Raw genomic sequence first — 16,788 nt, forward strand, 5'->3', positions numbered from 1 at the left:
GAAAGGGGTACTGTGGCGCATTATTTTGTTGGTGATATTCAAGGCTGTTTCGCTGAGTTACAAAAATTACTAGCTAAGGTCGATTTTAATCCTTCCCGCGATGAACTCTGGGCTGTAGGTGATCTTGTTGCACGCGGACCTGACTCCTTAGCTACGCTACGGTTTTTTCGCTCCTTAGGTGATTCCGCTAAAACGGTTTTAGGTAACCACGATCTCCATCTAATGGCATTACACGGTAAGCTCAAACGCGCTAAGCCCAGCGATAATCTCACTGAAACTCTAGAATCCCCCGATATCTCAGCCTCAATTGACTGGCTGAGACAACAACCTCTTATGCGTGAATTACCTGAACACCAACTCATTATGAGTCATGCGGGTGTACCACCCCAGTGGTCGCTGGAGGTATTAAGAGAAGAATCCGCACTCGTCAGTCGCGCCCTCAAGCACGATGATTATCTTGAGACATTAATAAGCCAAATGTATTCAGATACCGCCGAACAATGGGATCCAAGTGCAATTGGCATAGAACGCTTACGTTATTGCATCAATGCATTAACACGCATGCGCTATCTTTATGTCGATGGCCGACTTGATTTTGATTGCAAACAACCTCCTGAAAACTGTACTAATCCACAACTCAAACCTTGGTTTGAGTTTGCTTCGCCGCTGCGCCAAAGTCATACCTTAGTATTTGGCCATTGGGCTGCGTTGATGGGCAAGGTCGACGATACTAAATTAAAGGCTTTAGATACAGGCTGTTGTTGGGGTGAGCACTTAACCTTATGGCATCTTGAAAAAGACCAAAAAATTACGCAAAAAAAGTTAAAAAAGAGTTAAACTAAAACAGCTTAAAGTCGATAACAGACTGAGCCGCCTAACCCTAAATATCACCCTGTTTTCATTTGGAAAAATATAATAAAAATCGGAGTATCCTATGAAATTTAATGTAGCCACCAGAGTGATTGGCGGATTTGGTATTGTCACACTTTTACTCGTGTTGCTAGGATTTACATCTTATTTAACCAACAATAGCCTAAAAGCCAGCTCTGCTATGATGCAAGAATTAAGCTTGCCCGCGCTGAAATCAACAAACCACCTTAGTGAAGCATTGGGTGAGCAACAAAGACAAATCCTCATTGCCTATAACACCCCTAGATCGGCAAATATCCCGAATATTCGTAAAGTGTTTGAAGACCACGGGACTCAGTTCAAAAACGAAATTGCCACCCTCACTCAGTTAGTCAAGAGCCAGCAGAATCTATCTTCTTTAATTGCCCAATTAAGCGGCAGCTTTGCCACCTTTGAGCGAGATAGTATTGCCATGATCGCCGAACGTGAGGCCTCATTGAGCAAGCAAGAACAGCTAGTTGAACTAAAGAAAAAGCTCGAAAATGCCGCCGATGATGCCTCATCAGAACTGCTCGATATTGTTGATTTAGAAAGCAGTCAGAATCCCGATGAGCAGAGTCTTGCTGCATCAGCCAGCGCTATTGATACTAGTCTCGGAAATATCATCACCACTATTGCAGATTTAGTAACGAATGACGAAGACAGTAAGCACGAACTGATCTCAAAGGAACTTGACTACATTATCAGCGAAACCAAGAACAAACTTGAATATGTGAATCGTCACGGTCAAGGTATCGTCGAAGCGGATACCTTAAGCTCGGTCACTAAAGATATCGAAAAAGTATTAGCGCTCGTCACCGGTCCGCAATCTATGTTGCAGCTAAAATCGAGTCAGCTCTCCCACTCCAAAGAAGCTGTGATAAAACTAGGCATTATCGAAAAAGATGTGAAAGTCATCAATTCCAACATGAATGATGTCAGCGATAACATCGAACTTGTTGCCGCGAACATGAGCAATGACACCATAGCCAAGATTGACTCTGCCAGCATACAAACCATGATTGTCGTGTTAATAGCAATCGTTGTCGCTGTGATTGTGAGTTTTGCTGTGGTGAATCCGTTAAAACGCTCACTCAGCCAAGTGAACAATGCCCTTAACGTCTTAGCCTCAGGCAACCTTACCCATAAACTAGATGATTCTGGACACGATGAATTTGCCGAACTAGCAAAAAACTGTAATCGTCTCGTCGATAGCTTACGCAGTTTAATCATTGGTATTTTAGATAGGTCAAATCAACTTGCCGCGGCAGCCGAACAAACATCGGCAATCACAGCACAAACCACCTCAGGCATACAAGAACAAAAAAGCCAAGTTGACCAAGTGGCTACTGCAACAACTGAACTTAGCTCTAGTGCTCAGCAGGTGTCTTTAAGTGCCAATCAAGCCCTTGAGCAAATCAAACAGGCTGATCAAGAAACTCAGCATATGCGTGCCATTGCGCAAGAGAACAAACTGACTATTTTGGCTTTAGCCGATGAAGTGGCTAAAGCGGGTGTTGTGATTAATAAAGTGCAGTCGGACAGCGCCTCTATTGGCTCAATTTTGGATGTGATCCGTGGTATTGCAGAACAGACTAACCTACTCGCCCTTAACGCCGCTATTGAAGCCGCCCGTGCGGGTGAACAAGGTCGTGGTTTTGCGGTAGTTGCCGATGAAGTGCGTAGTTTAGCCTCACGCACTCAAGTGTCGACCCGAGAGATCCAACAGATGATCGAAGTGTTGCAGCAAGGTGCAGAGCAAGCCGTTGCCGCCATGGATATGGGGCGTGCTCAAGCCAACGCCTGCGTTGAAAAAACGGAGCAAGCCAACATTGCCCTCGAGACCATCAGCCAATCTGTGCATAAGGCCTATGATTCTGGCACCCATATCGCCCATGCTGCGCAGGAACAGAATTTAGTAAGCCAGCAAGTTTCTGAAAAACTAGAGCATATTGCAGCAATTTCAGAAGAAACCGCTATCGGTGCAGATCAAACGGCTCAGTCTAGCCATCAAGTCGCCAAATTAGCCGAAGAACTCCAAGCTTCGGTCGGTGAATTTAGAGTCTAATGTTTATCACCACTAAAACCTAGGGTCGCTTAGCGGCCCTTTCTTTTGAGACGAATTCACTTGCCTATCTTACTGACGACTCGAACTGTCCGGCCTTTGCACAAATTAAGGCCATAAAAAATGCCAAACTTAAGTTTGGCATTTTTATCTAGCTTAATGCTAGATACTTGATATTAGACGCTTAATATAACGTAGCAGCAAATAGAGCTAAAGTGCCGCTAAGTTCAAATCCGCATTACTCTTCTTCACCGCCCGCAGCAGCGCCAAGACGCTCTTTCACTGCAGCGGTAATTGGGCTAGCACCATGACCGTTTGCTTCAGCCCAAGCTTGGATAGTCATCCCATCAGCTTCAGCAACACTCAATTCAGTCGCCGACAAACGCTTAGCCACAAACTCACCGGTATCGTTCGCACTCGCACCGTAAGCGGTGCGCAATAGACTTGCACCATCGCAACTGATACCACTGTAAATCTGACGTAACTTAACGCGGCTTTCTTTTAACTTTTTACGTAAGCGGTTTTTGTCATTAGCTTTTACATAATCACAAAGACTCGCTACGAGTGGATCTTCCCCCGCAACGGCAGAGGTTGGTACAGCAATAGAACTAAATCCAATCAACGCAGCCAAGGCCACAGGCATAAGACGCATCCGATACTCCTTAATACTTTCTTATAGTTTTATTATCAATTCTGTATGGGCTGCATCTATTGTCTAAATGATATTGACCTCTTGGCTTTAGCTCTCGTTCGAAATCTAGGATAACGAAATAGGCTATCTCTTTCCGTGAAAACTAAATGTCCGATATGATGCAATACGTTAGATAAACTGACGCCCCATACACACAGGGTACACAACAGAATCTGCAATTTAACATTTTTTTACCAAATTGATAAAGCGATATTCCAAACCAGCAGCATTTATACTCGCCAAAGATTCAGTTTCCTTCCAAGTCCCATCGTCCCAGTGGGGGAAAAATGTATCGCCTTCCACCTCAAGATTGATTTGCGTCAAATATAAGATATCGGCGCAGGGCAATAACTCGGCATAAAGCTGGCCACCACCTATAACCACTAACTCTTCACATTCACCAGCAGCTTGTTTGGCTGCATCAAATGAGGTCACACAGGTCACGCCCTCAATCACAAGATCCGTTTGGCGTGAAATCACTATGTTATGTCGACTAGGAAGGGGCCTACCGATTGACTCAAAGGTCTTACGTCCCATCACAACAGGCTTGCCTAGGGTCATCGCTTTAAAGTGACGTAGATCTTCTGGAAGATGCCATGGCATTTTATTATCTTTTCCGATGACTCGATTGTTTGCCATCGCGGCTATCATAGCAATGCGCATGCTCACTCCTGTTTTATAGAAATAGAATTATTGAATGACGGGGCGAGTCCTGAAATACAGCAAACTCGGCATGGCCAAACCCACGGCTAACGCCCCTAGAATAAAGACGGTTTTGAGGCCATTACTAATCACTTGCCCCGTCAGTTCAGGACTGACTTGAGATTGAGCGGTTAATTGCACTAAGGCAATCACAGTATTAAATGCATAAGTGCCTGGGATCATAGGAATAATTGCGGCGACAGCATACATTAAAGGTGGCGCTAAGTGGCGCTTACCAAACCCTATGGTAATAATCCCTACTAATGCCGCGGCGGCGAAGGTTGCCCACTCGATTGGCAGACCAAACTGTAACATTAAAGTACGGGAACTGTGGCCAATGGCTCCCGCTAAAGCGCAGTAAGGAAGAAATCGTTTAGGAACATTAAATACCATAGCAAATCCTACGGCGGGAATTGCTGAGAAAAAAGCATCGTGCAGCAGCGTTATCAGTAATTCCATCATAGGAAAATTCCGCCGATCTGCATCGCAATTGTAATCCCTATCACTGAAGAAACAGTCAGCAAAGTAGCATGACCCCAGCGGGATATACCGACATTCATGTGCCCTTTTACCATGTCGGAAATCGCATTAATCATCGGAAAACCCGGCACTAACATCAGCACACTCGCGGCCATAGCAGCCTTAGGAGTTTCACTTAACTCAAACAAATAACCCGTTTGAGCCAGCATACTGGTGACGAAAGCTGTGATGGCAAAATTGACTAATAAATTAAAATGCCGCTTAGCAATTGCTAAACGTACCGACATACCCACTGCCGCGGCAAAAAAAGTAATCACGCAGGCAGTGAGATCGCCATTAAATAAATGACAGAAGCTAGCGCACGACAGGCCAATCATGAATACCACTAAGCTAGGAGGATAGGTTTTAGGTTCAATCCGCGCCAAGCGTTTACGCACTTCATTTGGGCCATACAACCCTTTTTCAGCGAGTAAACAGATACGTTGTAATTCACAGACGACTGTCATGTTAATGCCATGCTCACGAATACGACGAGTAGTTGTGATACAGCGACCATGAACCAAACTGGTTAACACGAGGGAATTAGAGGAAATAGAGAGTTCTACGCTGGCAAGACCTAAAGCCTGACCTAGACGCTGGCTGATTTCTTCAACTAAATCAGATTCCGCGCCGTAGGCCAGTAGCAATTGTGCAGCACGCACAACTTGCCGAGTAATATCATTTTGAGTATCAGCGTACACAGAACTCTCAAAACTCAAAGATTACTATTATCTTTGGTAAATAACTTCTACGTCGTAGTCGTCATCATCAAAGTCGTCGTCATCATCTTCATCAACATAATCTTCATTCAATGAATCAAGGTTTGCTTGATGATAATTATCCCACTTGAACTCAACTTCACTATCTGGGTCGACTTCATTGTCTTCTGGTGGAAGACTCGCAATATAATCGAGGAGTTTTAATGCCAACTCACTGGTACCGTCGCGGTTATAGGCGGAGATAGTATAAACATCGCCTTCCCAACCCATTTCTTTAACGATACGATCAACCTTCTCTTGCAGCTCTTCTTCAAGCAGCAGATCGGTTTTGTTAAAGACTAACCAACGCGGCTTACTCGCCAACTTTGGAGAATATTTCTCAAGCTCACCTACGATAGCGCGCGCAGACTCAACCGGGTCGGTTCCGTCAATCGGCTCAATATCTATGATGTGCAGCAGAATACGGCAACGCTCAAGATGCTTTAAGAAGCGAATACCTAAACCCGCACCATCGGCAGCGCCTTCGATGAGACCAGGAATATCCGCAATCACAAAGCTTTGCCCAGGACGTGGATTAACCACACCTAAGTTAGGCACCAGTGTTGTAAACGGATAATCAGCCACTTTCGGCGTTGCACGGGAAACCGCACGAATGAATGTCGACTTACCCGCGTTAGGCATGCCAAGCAAACCAACGTCAGCCAGCAGTAACAACTCTAATTTAAGGCTACGAACTTCACCGGGTGTGCCTAACGTCTTTTGACGTGGGGCACGGTTAGTACTGCTCTTAAAACGGGTGTTACCTAAACCATGGAAACCACCTTTGGCAACCAATAGCTTTTGACCGTGGGTTGTTAAATCCCCAAGGACTTCTTCAGTATCATGATCGACCGCGCGAGTACCAACAGGAACTTTTAAGATCAAATCTTTACCGCTATGACCAGTACAATCACGGCCACGACCATTTTCGCCACGTTCAGCCATGTGAAAACGTTCAAAACGGAACTCGATCAAAGTGTTGAAGTTTTCGTCAGCCTGCAGAAAAACACTGCCACCGTCGCCACCATCACCACCATCAGGACCACCATCAGGTACATACTTTTCGCGCCTAAAGCTAACACAACCGCTACCGCCGTCGCCTGCTTCGACCCTAATTACTGCCTCATCGACAAACTTCATACTTACTCCTGGCACCACTGAATGAAGCAATTATACCGTCTAACTTCATTGGTCGCCAAAAAACTCGAGATACTTTGCTCCCAATCTTACCTGTCAATGCTCATTCTTGGTAATCATTTACCAACTCAAGCATCTACACGGCGTAAATAGAAGCACAAAAAACAGAAAGCCCCACCAATGGCGGGGCTTTAACAGTATAAGCTAGGTTCGAAAGTTAAGCTTCGATGCTAATAAACTTACGGTTATTAGCGCCTTTAACTTCGAATTTAACTTTACCGTCAGTCAGAGCAAACAGAGTATGGTCACGACCAATACCTACGTTTACACCAGCGTGGAATTTAGTACCACGTTGACGAACAATAATGTTACCAGCTAGAACTGATTCACCGCCAAAGCGCTTAACACCTAGACGTTTACTTTCTGAATCGCGGCCGTTACGAGTAGAACCGCCAGCTTTTTTATGTGCCATGAGTTAGACTCCTATTATGCGTTGATAGCAGTAATTTTAACTTCAGTGAACCACTGACGGTGGCCCATTTTCTTGTCGTGGTGCTTACGACGACGGAACTTAACGATAGTAACTTTATCGCCACGACCGTGACTTACAACTTCAGCAACGACTTTACCGCCAGCTACTAAAGGAGCACCAACATGCACTGTTTCGCCATCAGCGATCAAAAGAACTTGATCGAACTCGATAGTTTCGCCAGTTGCAACTTCTAACTTTTCTAAACGTACTGTGTGGCCTTCAGCTACACGGTGTTGTTTACCACCACTTTGAAAAACAGCGTACATAGCTATTTTACTCCAATTCCTAACACGCGGGCTCATTCTTGGATGAGGCAGGGTGCTACAAAAACTTTATTGACAATGGGCGCGGAGTTTACGCGAAGAATCCAACTCTGGCAAGCCCTAATTAGGAAAGAATAAAAAAAGACCGGATTAACTCTCACATTAGTTGAGCTAGTGCTGTCATATGTCAGAATTTTAGGTAAAATTCATTTCATTATAACACGTGAGCCTAAACAGGGGCCGGGTACGTAATGACCCCACAACCAGAGTCTATTATGGATTTAAACGCTATTCGTCAACTGGCTGACACTGATATGCAAGCAGTCAATCAGCTGATATATAAACAGCTTGAATCAGATGTCGCCCTAATTAATCAATTAGGTTTTTACATTATTAATGGTGGTGGTAAACGTCTTCGTCCTCTGCTGTCGGTTTTAGCCGCACGTGCAGTGAGCTACGAAGGCGAAGCACATCTTAAGCTAGCGGCGATTATTGAGTTTATCCATACAGCCTCATTGCTCCATGATGATGTCGTTGATGAATCGACGTTACGCCGCGGACGAGAAACCGCCAATGCACTGTTTGGCAATAGTGCCAGTGTGCTAGTCGGGGATTTCCTTTATACCCGCTCATTCCAGATGATGACCGAACTTGACAACATGAAAGTGCTCAGAGTGTTAGCTGATACGACTAACGTGTTGGCCGAGGGTGAAGTCTTACAGCTGATGAATTGTAATGACCCAGACACCACTGAAGAAAGCTATATGCGGGTCATTTATTGCAAAACAGCCAAGTTATTTGAAGCCGCTACGCTACTTGCGGGCGTGCTAGCAGGTGCAACGCCTGAGCAAGAAACCGCCTTAGGCAACTATGGTAAATATCTCGGCACCGCCTTTCAGCTTACCGACGACTTACTCGACTATACCGCCGACAGTGACGAGCTAGGTAAGAATATTGGCGATGACCTTGCCGAAGGTAAACCGACTCTGCCACTCATCTATGCCATTGCCCATGGCACAGACGAAGAGAAACAGCTCATACGTCAAGCAATTGAGCAAGGTGATGGTACTCAGGCCATAGATAAAATCGTAGCAGCACTGCACCATTGCGGCGCGTTAAACTACACCCAACAAAAAGCAATTGAAGAATCAGAGAAAGCCATCGCGGCATTATCTGCTTTACCCGATAGCGACTATAAGCAAGCCTTAGTAACGCTAGCTAAGATTTCGGTCGACAGAAACCACTGATTGCTAACTAATGTAATTTCGCCACAAAAATAAGGTCTTACTCAGTAAGACCTTTTTTATTGCTTTAACCGCAATCCTAAAATCAAACCTGCCAAAGGATCGGCGTTTCGCCTCGCTCAAGCAATAATTGATTCACTTGAGAGAAATGCCCACAACCAAAAAAACCGCGATAAGCCGATAAAGGTGAAGGATGTGGTCCTGTGAGCACTTGATGTTGCGGTGCGTTAACGACTTGACCCTTTTTAATGGCATGACTACCCCAAAGCACGAAAATAATCGGCTGAGTCTGCCGATTTAATAATTCCAGCACCGCAGTCGTAAAGACTTCCCACCCGGCTTTGGCATGGGAATGCGCCTTGCCTTGCTCAACCGTCAGCACAGTATTGAGCATCAGTATCCCCTGCTCCGCCCATGCGGATAAATCACCATGGGATGGCACAACAAAACCTTCAATATCCGTCGCTAATTCTTTGTACATATTGGCTAAAGATGGCGGTGGTTTTATCCCGCGTTTAACCGAAAAACATAAACCATGGGCTTGATCTGGGCCGTGATAGGGATCTTGGCCAATCAAAACCACTCTGACTTGTTCAAGGGGCGTCATACTAAAAGCATTGAAAACATCAACTTCGGGGGGATAAACCACTTTCCCAGCCCTGCGTTCATTGTCAACAAATGCGCTTAGTTGCTGAAAATAAGGCAAAGCTCTTTGCTCATCGATAAATGTTTGCCATGTCGCCTGAGTCACTATTTTACTTCCTCAATTCTATAATCGGGTTAGCTTAAAAGTCCTATAGTGGTATGGCAAGTTTGCAGACCTTACCTGCCGCTAAGTAATACCACTAAACCTGCTAGGTCTCACGTTAAGACTTTCAATTTAAAACATTCGAAATTAAGTGATATAGTGCGCCCATTCTCGCACACTCTGATACGTAATGATGATCCAACATTCTGATAAATCAATTCAAAGACATCAAACGGGTTTCACCTTAATTGAACTTGTGGTGGTCATCATAGTGCTCGGTATTTTAGCCGTAGTGGCCCTGCCAAAATTTATCAATGTGCAACAAGATGCGCAAATTGCAACCGTTAAAGCGGCAGGCGGAGGCTTTAAATCAGCCATCAATCTGGCACGTTCCGTATGGGCTGTAAAAGTGGGCTCAGGTCCAAAAGAGGATTTACCCGTATTTGGTACGGCACAATCCGAACAAATAGATTTCAACGCCTTCGGTTGGCCAGCACAACACTATATCCATGGCAATGAGGCCTCTCCGGCACTCGATAATGTTGAAGACTGTATATCGGTATGGGAAGTATTATTTCAAAATGCCCAGCCAAGTGTCTCGCGCTTGAATATTGATGCGACTGAAACCGACTATAAAGCCAGTTATACCGATCCTGGCCAGTGCACTTATTTGTATCGAACAAACGATAAACTGTCGATTAATTATGACTCCCATACAGGAGTCGTCATTACCGACACAGATCCCAATAGTTAATGCCTGACGATTCCTTCTTACACCAATTAAGTTAGAATCGAACTTTAATCTGTTACTTTTTTAGAGTGAACGCCATGACCGACACGAGCACCACCACCATTTACGAACTTGCCGATCAGTTTATTGCCTTAGCCAATCAGCTAAGCCAACAAGAAGCAGATGTAGGTAAAGTTGGCACAGCACTCCGTTTTGCCGCAGCACGTTTTAATGCCTTCGAAGCCGCGATTAAATCAGCGGATCTCGGTGCTGAAAAAGAGAGCGCATTAGAATGGTTTAGCAGTGAATTCAAAGAAATGCTGAGTGACAACTTAGACGACCACATTGCCAATCCACCCATTATCCAAGAAAGTGTGGCAGAAGAAGCTGATAATTCTGTGCAAATGTTTAAAGGCTAATCACGCCTTGATTTAAATGCATAGCCATAAACAAACACGCCATCGATTGATGGCGTGTTTGTTATTTAAAACCAATGATTTTAGATAGATCACTAAAGCGTGTACACCACACGGATCGCCAGCAATATCAATACTACGCCGGACAACTTATCAATTAACCCCGCTTTTTCTCTCAACTTAGGCAACACACTCGAGTGGGATAGCAATAAGGCTATCAAGGTGTACCAAAGACCATCGACCACTAACGGTGTAAAAACAATTAATGCTTTAGCCGTCATGCTGTCGGCGACCATCACAAATTGGCTGAATAACGCAAGAAAAAATAGCATTATCTTAGGGTTGAATAAAGAAATAGCAATACCATCACGGGCTGCGGTTAAGGTATCTGTCGCCTCCCCTGCAGCCAATTTAGCTTGCATACCGCCATTGGAACGCAGCGCTTGAACTCCCATCCAAGCAAGGTATAAGGCACCGAGAATCGCAATGCCATTAAAGACTAAGGGCGCCTTTTTAAGGACTACGGCTAAGCCCAGTAACGTCACCAGCGCATAGATCCCAATCCCTATCGAGTGTGCCCAAGCACAAACGATACCCTTTCCCCGCCCACCACCTAAAGTATGACGTACTACCATAGTCAAACTTGGGCCCGGCGACATAGCCCCCAAACAACAAATAGCCAATAAACCTAACCAAGTACTCCAACTCATTGATGACACCTTTCGCCGAATAAAAAAGCCCACTGCTGGGCCTTAAACTTGCTTGCTATTCTAACATCGCGTCATCAAGGCGTTAACGCTAATAAATCCATTTTCAATAAATGAACAGTCATTTAAGAGAACCCCAAACGCGATAATCCCATAAATTCACACTGATTTAAGCCGTTAACCGCTAAGATTAGCGTTAACCTAAGTCTTTATAGCCAAACCTTAATACCTAAGCCTTCATCGCTATTATCACAAAGGCGATTCTCAATCAGGAAATTTTATGAACACTATAACGCTGATCAGTATTTTTATTCTTTGCCTATTAATAGGTGCGATCTTATTACTGCTTTGGCAAAGACAAAAAGGTAAAACCATACCGCTGACGGTGATTTTTGTGCTGGGATTTTTCGCCTTAGGGCTCAGTGCTATTATTGGATTTGTGCACAAAAGCGAGGATTACCAAGCCTATCAAAAACTACAATGGCACACCTTAGCCCCAGAGAAAATCGCGCCTCTGGTTGCCCAAGGCTATACCGTCTTTGTCGATATTACCTCTGATTGGTGCACCATCTGCCAAACGAATAAAGCGGAAGTCACCCACAGGGAGCAAATTGTAAATGCCTTGATGGCCGACAATATCATCCTGATGCAAGGTAACTGGAGTGAGGCGAATAAAACGATTGAAACCTATATGCGCCATGAAGGAGTGCCCGGCACGCCCTACAATAAAATTTATGGTCCAAGCGCCCCTAATGGGATTCTATTGCCATCAAAACTCAGTATGAGTGATGTGTTAAATGGTTTAGTTGCCGCGCAAACGAATCGTAACTAAGCACTAAACCATATTTAGGACGAGTCAAATACGAATAAAAAAGGCTGCATTGCAGCCTTTTTGCTTACTTCACTTCTATTTATAAAAGCCAAATTTCTTGAAAGGTGGGTTAGAAATCGCTTCTATAAATTGGCTTACTCATTAAAAACGGTAATTCACTCGACCATAGTAGAAACCGCCGTTGTAATCGAATGGCCCACTTTCATAATAAACGCCACCGAGTTCACCCAAGGTCCCTTCTTTCAGCTTTTGCGCTTCTTGATCAAATAGATTATTAGCCCCCACCGCCAAGGTTAAGCCATCAAGTAATTGATAGCTCATTTCAAGATCGACGGTCACTGCAGCATCAGCCATTTCAGAGCCCCAGTCAGAGGTATCATCAGCGTGAGTCGCATAGTACTCACCAAAATAGTTACCACGTAGTGACAGGGTTACCTTGTCCCATGACTGTGCCCAAGTTAAGGTGGCACGGTGCGCTGGGATACCATCTTCTAATCGACAAACTTTACCCGCATCGGTCGTTTTAAGATCAAACTTATCAACGCTGGTATCGGTCCAACCATAGGCAAGACTGAATTTAGCATTACCCGATAGGATTTCCGCATCATAGGAGGCGACGATATCGATACCTTGAGTCGTAGTATCAAAGTCATTGGTGTAATAGCTCACGCCTTGGATCAACTCAGGGAACTCAACCCCTGCGGCACGTAAGGCATCATAATCTGTAGCCTCAACATCAATCTTACTCGACTGTGCAATACGGCCCTCTACGCCAATGTTGTAGTAATCGACCGTTAAGAAGAAGCTTTCGTACTCATATACAGCCCCAATCGCATAACTAATCGACTCTTCTGGCTTTAACACTTCACCACCGTAAAATGCCGCAAGCGGATCGGTTGGGGGGGCAATAAAGGTCTGGATCAATTCACCATCGATGATCGATGTCTGGGTATTCACCACGTTTTCTTGGCCAACCGTTGGAGCACGAAAGCCGGTGCTGTGTGAGGCGCGGAACGACAATTCATCCGTTGCAGAATACTGCAACGTCAATTTGTAATTTAACGTATCACCAAAGGTTGAAAAGTCTTCGTAGCGCAGTGCTAAACCGAGTAACCAGTCATCACTTAAATAAGCTTCTAAATCAGTATAAATACCTATGTTATGACGTGAGTTTTTACCCGCAGACTCTGGGCCAAAGCCTTTAAAACCATGCGCACCAATGTTGAAACCTTGACTAGCATAAGGGCCAGCAATCCACGAGGCTTCATCACCTTGAGAAATCTCAAACGACTCATTTCGCCATTCAAAACCAGAAGCAAAACTAATGTCTTCAATGCCTCCTAAGGTTATGAAGCGCGAGAAATCGAGGTTAACGGTAGTTTCAACTTGCTCATAAGCCCCCGTATCAAAATCGGTCGGAGTGTCTAATCCTAGTGATGGATTCAACGAATTTTTAAGACCAAAACTGGCTTTGTTCGCCCCAGTACCAGCACTGAAATCATAATTCCATTCACCGATATCGCCTTTTACACCTGCGAAGAAGGACATATCTTCAATGGTGCCGGTGAACTGTGGCGTATAGCCACCTGGAAATATCTGGTTCATAGCAAAGCAATTTGGGTCGGCAACCATCGCCTTGTATGCATCAGTGTCGAGTACGTTGCCGTCACTTCCATCAGCATTTTTAGGGATCGGTACGAGTCCACATGTTGATGGATCACCATTTACAGCGCCCACAAGTAAATTCTGACCACCATCATTGGAATACACATTGCTACGATTTTGCGGGTAACGATAATAGAAGCCTCCCACGGCATCGCGGGAAGACAGATTACCAAAGGCATAGGCATGCATATTGGCATTAATGTCTAAGCCTGAGTTGATGAACACTGAATAGTCATCATTAATCTCAGGATTACCCCACACTTGTGCGGGGTCATTAATCGCGGTATTACCCTGCTCGGCTAAGTTAGCCGCATCAGGACGCTGCACACTACGGCTAGTGGAGTCAGCATTTTTATACTGGAAGCTTAAATTGACGAAGCCATTTTCAGTCACAGGTAAACCGACATCACCTTCGACCGTAGTTGTAGCACCATCACCCTCGTAATATTCTCCTTGGGTCACAGTGATGGAACCACCCTCGGAATTATCTTTTAAAACAAAGTTCATGACTCCGGCAATCGCATCCGACCCATACTGCGCCGCAGCGCCGTCGCGCAATACTTCAACTTGCTTTAATGCAGAACCAGGAATAACTGAGATATCAGGACCTTGAGCGCCATCGTTAATACCACCACCTTGGAACGCAATCACAGATGCACGGTGACGACGCTTACCGTTAACTAGCACTAGCGTACTGTCTGATGGCAAACCCCGTAAATTAACGGGACGAACTAAGGTTGCTGCATCACTAATGGGTTGAGCGCGTGAGTTAAACGATGGCACCGAAGTCACTAACATATCAATCATGTCAGTCGAACCATTTTTTTTAAGGTCGTCACTACTAATAATATCAATAGGAACGGGGGAATCGCCGATTGAGCGTGGCGCAGCACGGGACCCTACAACTGCAATTTTTTCAACGTTCTCATTTTTAACAGCCGTCTCATCTTCTTCTGCTATTGCCTGCGGACTGATTAAACTACCAGACAAGGCTAGAGTAATCGCCAAACTCACTGCACTTAATCCAAACTTCTGCTTCTTTGAGGTCATCATATTCATCCCAACTGCTTATTATTTTTAGAATACCTGACCTGCTTTGTGCGATTCTCGTCCCTAAACCTTGCTACCACGGCCAACACAAAATCACATTACACAAACATTTTTATAACACAAATTAAACAATATCCAATGTTAAATCAGACTTTTGAATGAATATTAGTCATTTATCTTTTATATCAATTTCTTAGATGAAAATATTTTTTAGAGTATGGCACCAAGTAAAATGTACTCGAACGGCAAAAAGTGTGAGCAGAAAAATCACCAAAGAAAAAATGCTTAAAGGGCATAATCAAAAACACGATATATCGCGTCACAGTACTTAAGGTATACTCAGAAAATACCGCCAAAACCAGAGTAAGACAGATGACCAATAAGATTTCAGTCAATAATGAAAAATCGATAGATAAGCATTTCTTACCGGAAAACCAGTTATTGCTCAACGCTGTCGGCGAAGGTATTTATGGATTTGATTTAAGCGGTAATGCGGTGTTTATCAATCCGGCAGCCGAACGCATGACGGGTTGGAAGAATGAAGAGCTACTCGGTAAAAACATCCATAACTGCCATCATCACAGCCATGCAGATGGCAGTCATTATCCCCAAGAGGATTGTCCAATTTACAACACCTTAAAGGATGGGATCACCCGAGAAATCACCCACGATGTATTTTGGCGTAAAGATGGCAGTAGCTTCCCCGTTCATTACAGTTCCACCCCTGTTTACCGTGACAATCAACTGATTGGCGTAGTCGCGATATTTCGTGACATTAGTATTCAAAAACAAACAGAGCAGTCATTACGCCAAGCCCTAGCCCAAGTACAAGCACTCTCGGAGCGACTCGCCTCTGAAAATCATTATCTACAGGCAGAGTTGGCAGACAAAACGGGTGATGTGGATATTTCGGGTGCCAGTACAGTGATCCGCCATATGATCCAGCAATTGCACATGGTGGCCAATACCGACAGTACTGTGCTCATTTGTGGTGAAAATGGCACAGGAAAAGAACTCGTTGCCCGTAACTTACATCAGCTCAGTCGCCGCAAAGATAAACCCATGATCAGTGTCAACTGTGCCGCGTTTTCGGCATCTTTACTAGAAAGTGAACTCTTTGGTCACGAGAAGGGGGCATTTACTGGCGCCACAAGCCGCCGTAAAGGTCGCTTCGAACTTGCTCATCAAGGCACACTGTTCCTCGACGAAGTCGCTGAACTCAGTTTAGAAGCCCAATCAAAGCTACTGCGAGTCATCCAAGAACAATCCTTCGAACGTCTCGGTGGCAGCGAAACCATTCAAGTGGATATTCGCTTAGTCGCCGCCAGTCACCACGATTTACTCAAGCGAGTCGAACAGGGATTATTTAGGATGGATCTCTATTACCGTTTGAATGTATTCCCTATTCAAGTACCACCACTGCGCGCAAGAATCGAAGATATTCCCGAACTCGTCAGCCATATTCTGCACAACTTGAATCGTAAGCTAGGTAAAAAAATTCGTGGAGTGAGCCAAAAAGGGCTACAAAAACTCATGGCTTATACTTGGCCGGGCAATGTGCGCGAACTGCAAAATATCCTCGAACGCGAAGCCATTCTATCCCAAGGAGATATTCTGCAGATCCACGCTATGCCGAGCAATAATCCCTTAGCTCAAACCCAAGGGCAAACCTTAGCAGAAGCGGAAGCGCTGCATATAGAACAAACCCTTAAGCGCTTAAACTGGCGCATATCCGGCCCACTCGGCGCAGCGAATGTCCTCGGTGTGCCCGCAAGTACACTGAGATCGCGAATGAAAAAACTGGGGATCCAGCGTCAATCGAGTGAAATCTAATTCAAAAC

General features: G+C 44.8%; 17 protein-coding genes. 7 read left to right on the forward strand and 10 right to left on the reverse strand.

Annotation, left to right across the window (positions count from 1 at the left end):
- Nucleotides 1–12 precede the first annotated feature (12 nt).
- Entirely contained in the window at nucleotides 13–837 is an 825-nt protein-coding gene (locus tag L5M10_RS08245; RefSeq protein ID WP_263164203.1) for a symmetrical bis(5'-nucleosyl)-tetraphosphatase, read from the forward strand.
- A 97-nt stretch (nucleotides 838–934) separates the two neighbouring features.
- Nucleotides 935–2,956, forward strand: coding sequence for a methyl-accepting chemotaxis protein (locus tag L5M10_RS08250; RefSeq protein ID WP_263175731.1), 2,022 nt, complete (start codon nucleotides 935–937; stop codon nucleotides 2,954–2,956).
- Between the two features lie 235 nt (nucleotides 2,957–3,191).
- Here the strand turns inward: L5M10_RS08250 and L5M10_RS08255 are convergent, their stop codons facing one another.
- The 7 genes from L5M10_RS08255 to rplU all read right to left on the reverse strand — a co-directional run bounded on the left by L5M10_RS08255 (nucleotide 3,192) and on the right by rplU (nucleotide 7,558).
- Complete coding sequence (locus tag L5M10_RS08255) at nucleotides 3,192–3,605, reverse strand: DUF3718 domain-containing protein (protein ID WP_105249997.1); 414 nt, start codon at nucleotides 3,603–3,605, stop codon at nucleotides 3,192–3,194.
- A gap of 219 nt (nucleotides 3,606–3,824) precedes the next feature.
- Entirely contained in the window at nucleotides 3,825–4,307 is a 483-nt protein-coding gene (gene folA / locus L5M10_RS08260) for a type 3 dihydrofolate reductase (RefSeq protein WP_263255158.1), read from the reverse strand.
- Between the two features lie 27 nt (nucleotides 4,308–4,334).
- Nucleotides 4,335–4,808, reverse strand: coding sequence for a threonine/serine exporter family protein (locus tag L5M10_RS08265; protein ID WP_113939894.1), 474 nt, complete (start codon nucleotides 4,806–4,808; stop codon nucleotides 4,335–4,337).
- Nucleotides 4,805–5,566 carry a threonine/serine exporter family protein gene (locus tag L5M10_RS08270; protein WP_113939893.1) on the reverse strand — a complete coding sequence of 254 codons (762 nt, stop codon included), beginning with the start codon at nucleotides 5,564–5,566 and terminating at the stop codon, nucleotides 4,805–4,807. Before L5M10_RS08270 ends, L5M10_RS08265 begins: the two co-directional genes overlap by 4 nt.
- Before the next feature lie 27 nt (nucleotides 5,567–5,593).
- A complete protein-coding gene (gene cgtA / locus L5M10_RS08275; protein ID WP_105250000.1) occupies nucleotides 5,594–6,763 on the reverse strand; it encodes an Obg family GTPase CgtA in 1,170 nt (389 codons plus the stop codon).
- Nucleotides 6,764–6,977: 214 nt separating this feature from the next.
- Entirely contained in the window at nucleotides 6,978–7,232 is a 255-nt protein-coding gene (gene rpmA, locus L5M10_RS08280) for a 50S ribosomal protein L27 (protein ID WP_006080527.1), read from the reverse strand.
- 14 nt (nucleotides 7,233–7,246) lie between these two features.
- Entirely contained in the window at nucleotides 7,247–7,558 is a 312-nt protein-coding gene (gene rplU / locus L5M10_RS08285; RefSeq protein ID WP_006080526.1) for a 50S ribosomal protein L21, read from the reverse strand.
- Nucleotides 7,559–7,830: 272 nt separating this feature from the next.
- Here rplU and ispB point away from each other — a divergent pair, with 272 nt between their 5' ends.
- Complete coding sequence (gene ispB / locus L5M10_RS08290) at nucleotides 7,831–8,802, forward strand: octaprenyl diphosphate synthase (RefSeq protein WP_049821790.1); 972 nt, start codon at nucleotides 7,831–7,833, stop codon at nucleotides 8,800–8,802.
- 82 nt (nucleotides 8,803–8,884) lie between these two features.
- On the opposite strand, the gene ung is transcribed toward ispB, so the two are convergent.
- On the reverse strand, nucleotides 8,885–9,550 hold the full coding sequence (gene ung / locus L5M10_RS08295; RefSeq protein WP_168825006.1) for a uracil-DNA glycosylase: 666 nt from the start codon (nucleotides 9,548–9,550) through the stop codon (nucleotides 8,885–8,887).
- Nucleotides 9,551–9,737: 187 nt separating this feature from the next.
- On the opposite strand from ung, the gene L5M10_RS08300 reads away from it, so the two are divergent.
- Nucleotides 9,738–10,301, forward strand: coding sequence for a Tfp pilus assembly protein FimT/FimU (locus L5M10_RS08300; protein WP_028761538.1), 564 nt, complete (start codon nucleotides 9,738–9,740; stop codon nucleotides 10,299–10,301).
- Nucleotides 10,302–10,375: 74 nt separating this feature from the next.
- Nucleotides 10,376–10,696 (forward strand): DUF3144 domain-containing protein, encoded by a 321-nt coding sequence (locus L5M10_RS08305; protein ID WP_263164208.1) that lies wholly within the window; start codon nucleotides 10,376–10,378, stop codon nucleotides 10,694–10,696.
- 92 nt (nucleotides 10,697–10,788) lie between these two features.
- Here the strand turns inward: L5M10_RS08305 and L5M10_RS08310 are convergent, their stop codons facing one another.
- Nucleotides 10,789–11,403, reverse strand: coding sequence for a LysE family translocator (locus L5M10_RS08310; RefSeq protein ID WP_105250002.1), 615 nt, complete (start codon nucleotides 11,401–11,403; stop codon nucleotides 10,789–10,791).
- A gap of 277 nt (nucleotides 11,404–11,680) precedes the next feature.
- Between L5M10_RS08310 and L5M10_RS08315 the strand changes: the two genes are divergently transcribed.
- A complete protein-coding gene (locus L5M10_RS08315) occupies nucleotides 11,681–12,232 on the forward strand; it encodes a thioredoxin family protein (RefSeq protein ID WP_113939891.1) in 552 nt (183 codons plus the stop codon).
- A 141-nt stretch (nucleotides 12,233–12,373) separates the two neighbouring features.
- Here L5M10_RS08315 and L5M10_RS08320 read toward each other — a convergent pair whose 3' ends face one another.
- Nucleotides 12,374–14,950, reverse strand: coding sequence for a TonB-dependent receptor plug domain-containing protein (locus L5M10_RS08320; protein ID WP_263164260.1), 2,577 nt, complete (start codon nucleotides 14,948–14,950; stop codon nucleotides 12,374–12,376).
- A 369-nt stretch (nucleotides 14,951–15,319) separates the two neighbouring features.
- On the opposite strand from L5M10_RS08320, the gene L5M10_RS08325 reads away from it, so the two are divergent.
- On the forward strand, nucleotides 15,320–16,780 hold the full coding sequence (locus L5M10_RS08325; RefSeq protein ID WP_105250005.1) for a sigma-54 interaction domain-containing protein: 1,461 nt from the start codon (nucleotides 15,320–15,322) through the stop codon (nucleotides 16,778–16,780).
- The last annotated feature ends 8 nt before the right edge of the window (nucleotides 16,781–16,788 follow it).

Origin of the sequence: Shewanella sp. SM32 (assembly GCF_025654235.1) — a bacterium.
Lineage (GTDB): Bacteria > Pseudomonadota > Gammaproteobacteria > Enterobacterales > Shewanellaceae > Shewanella > Shewanella oncorhynchi.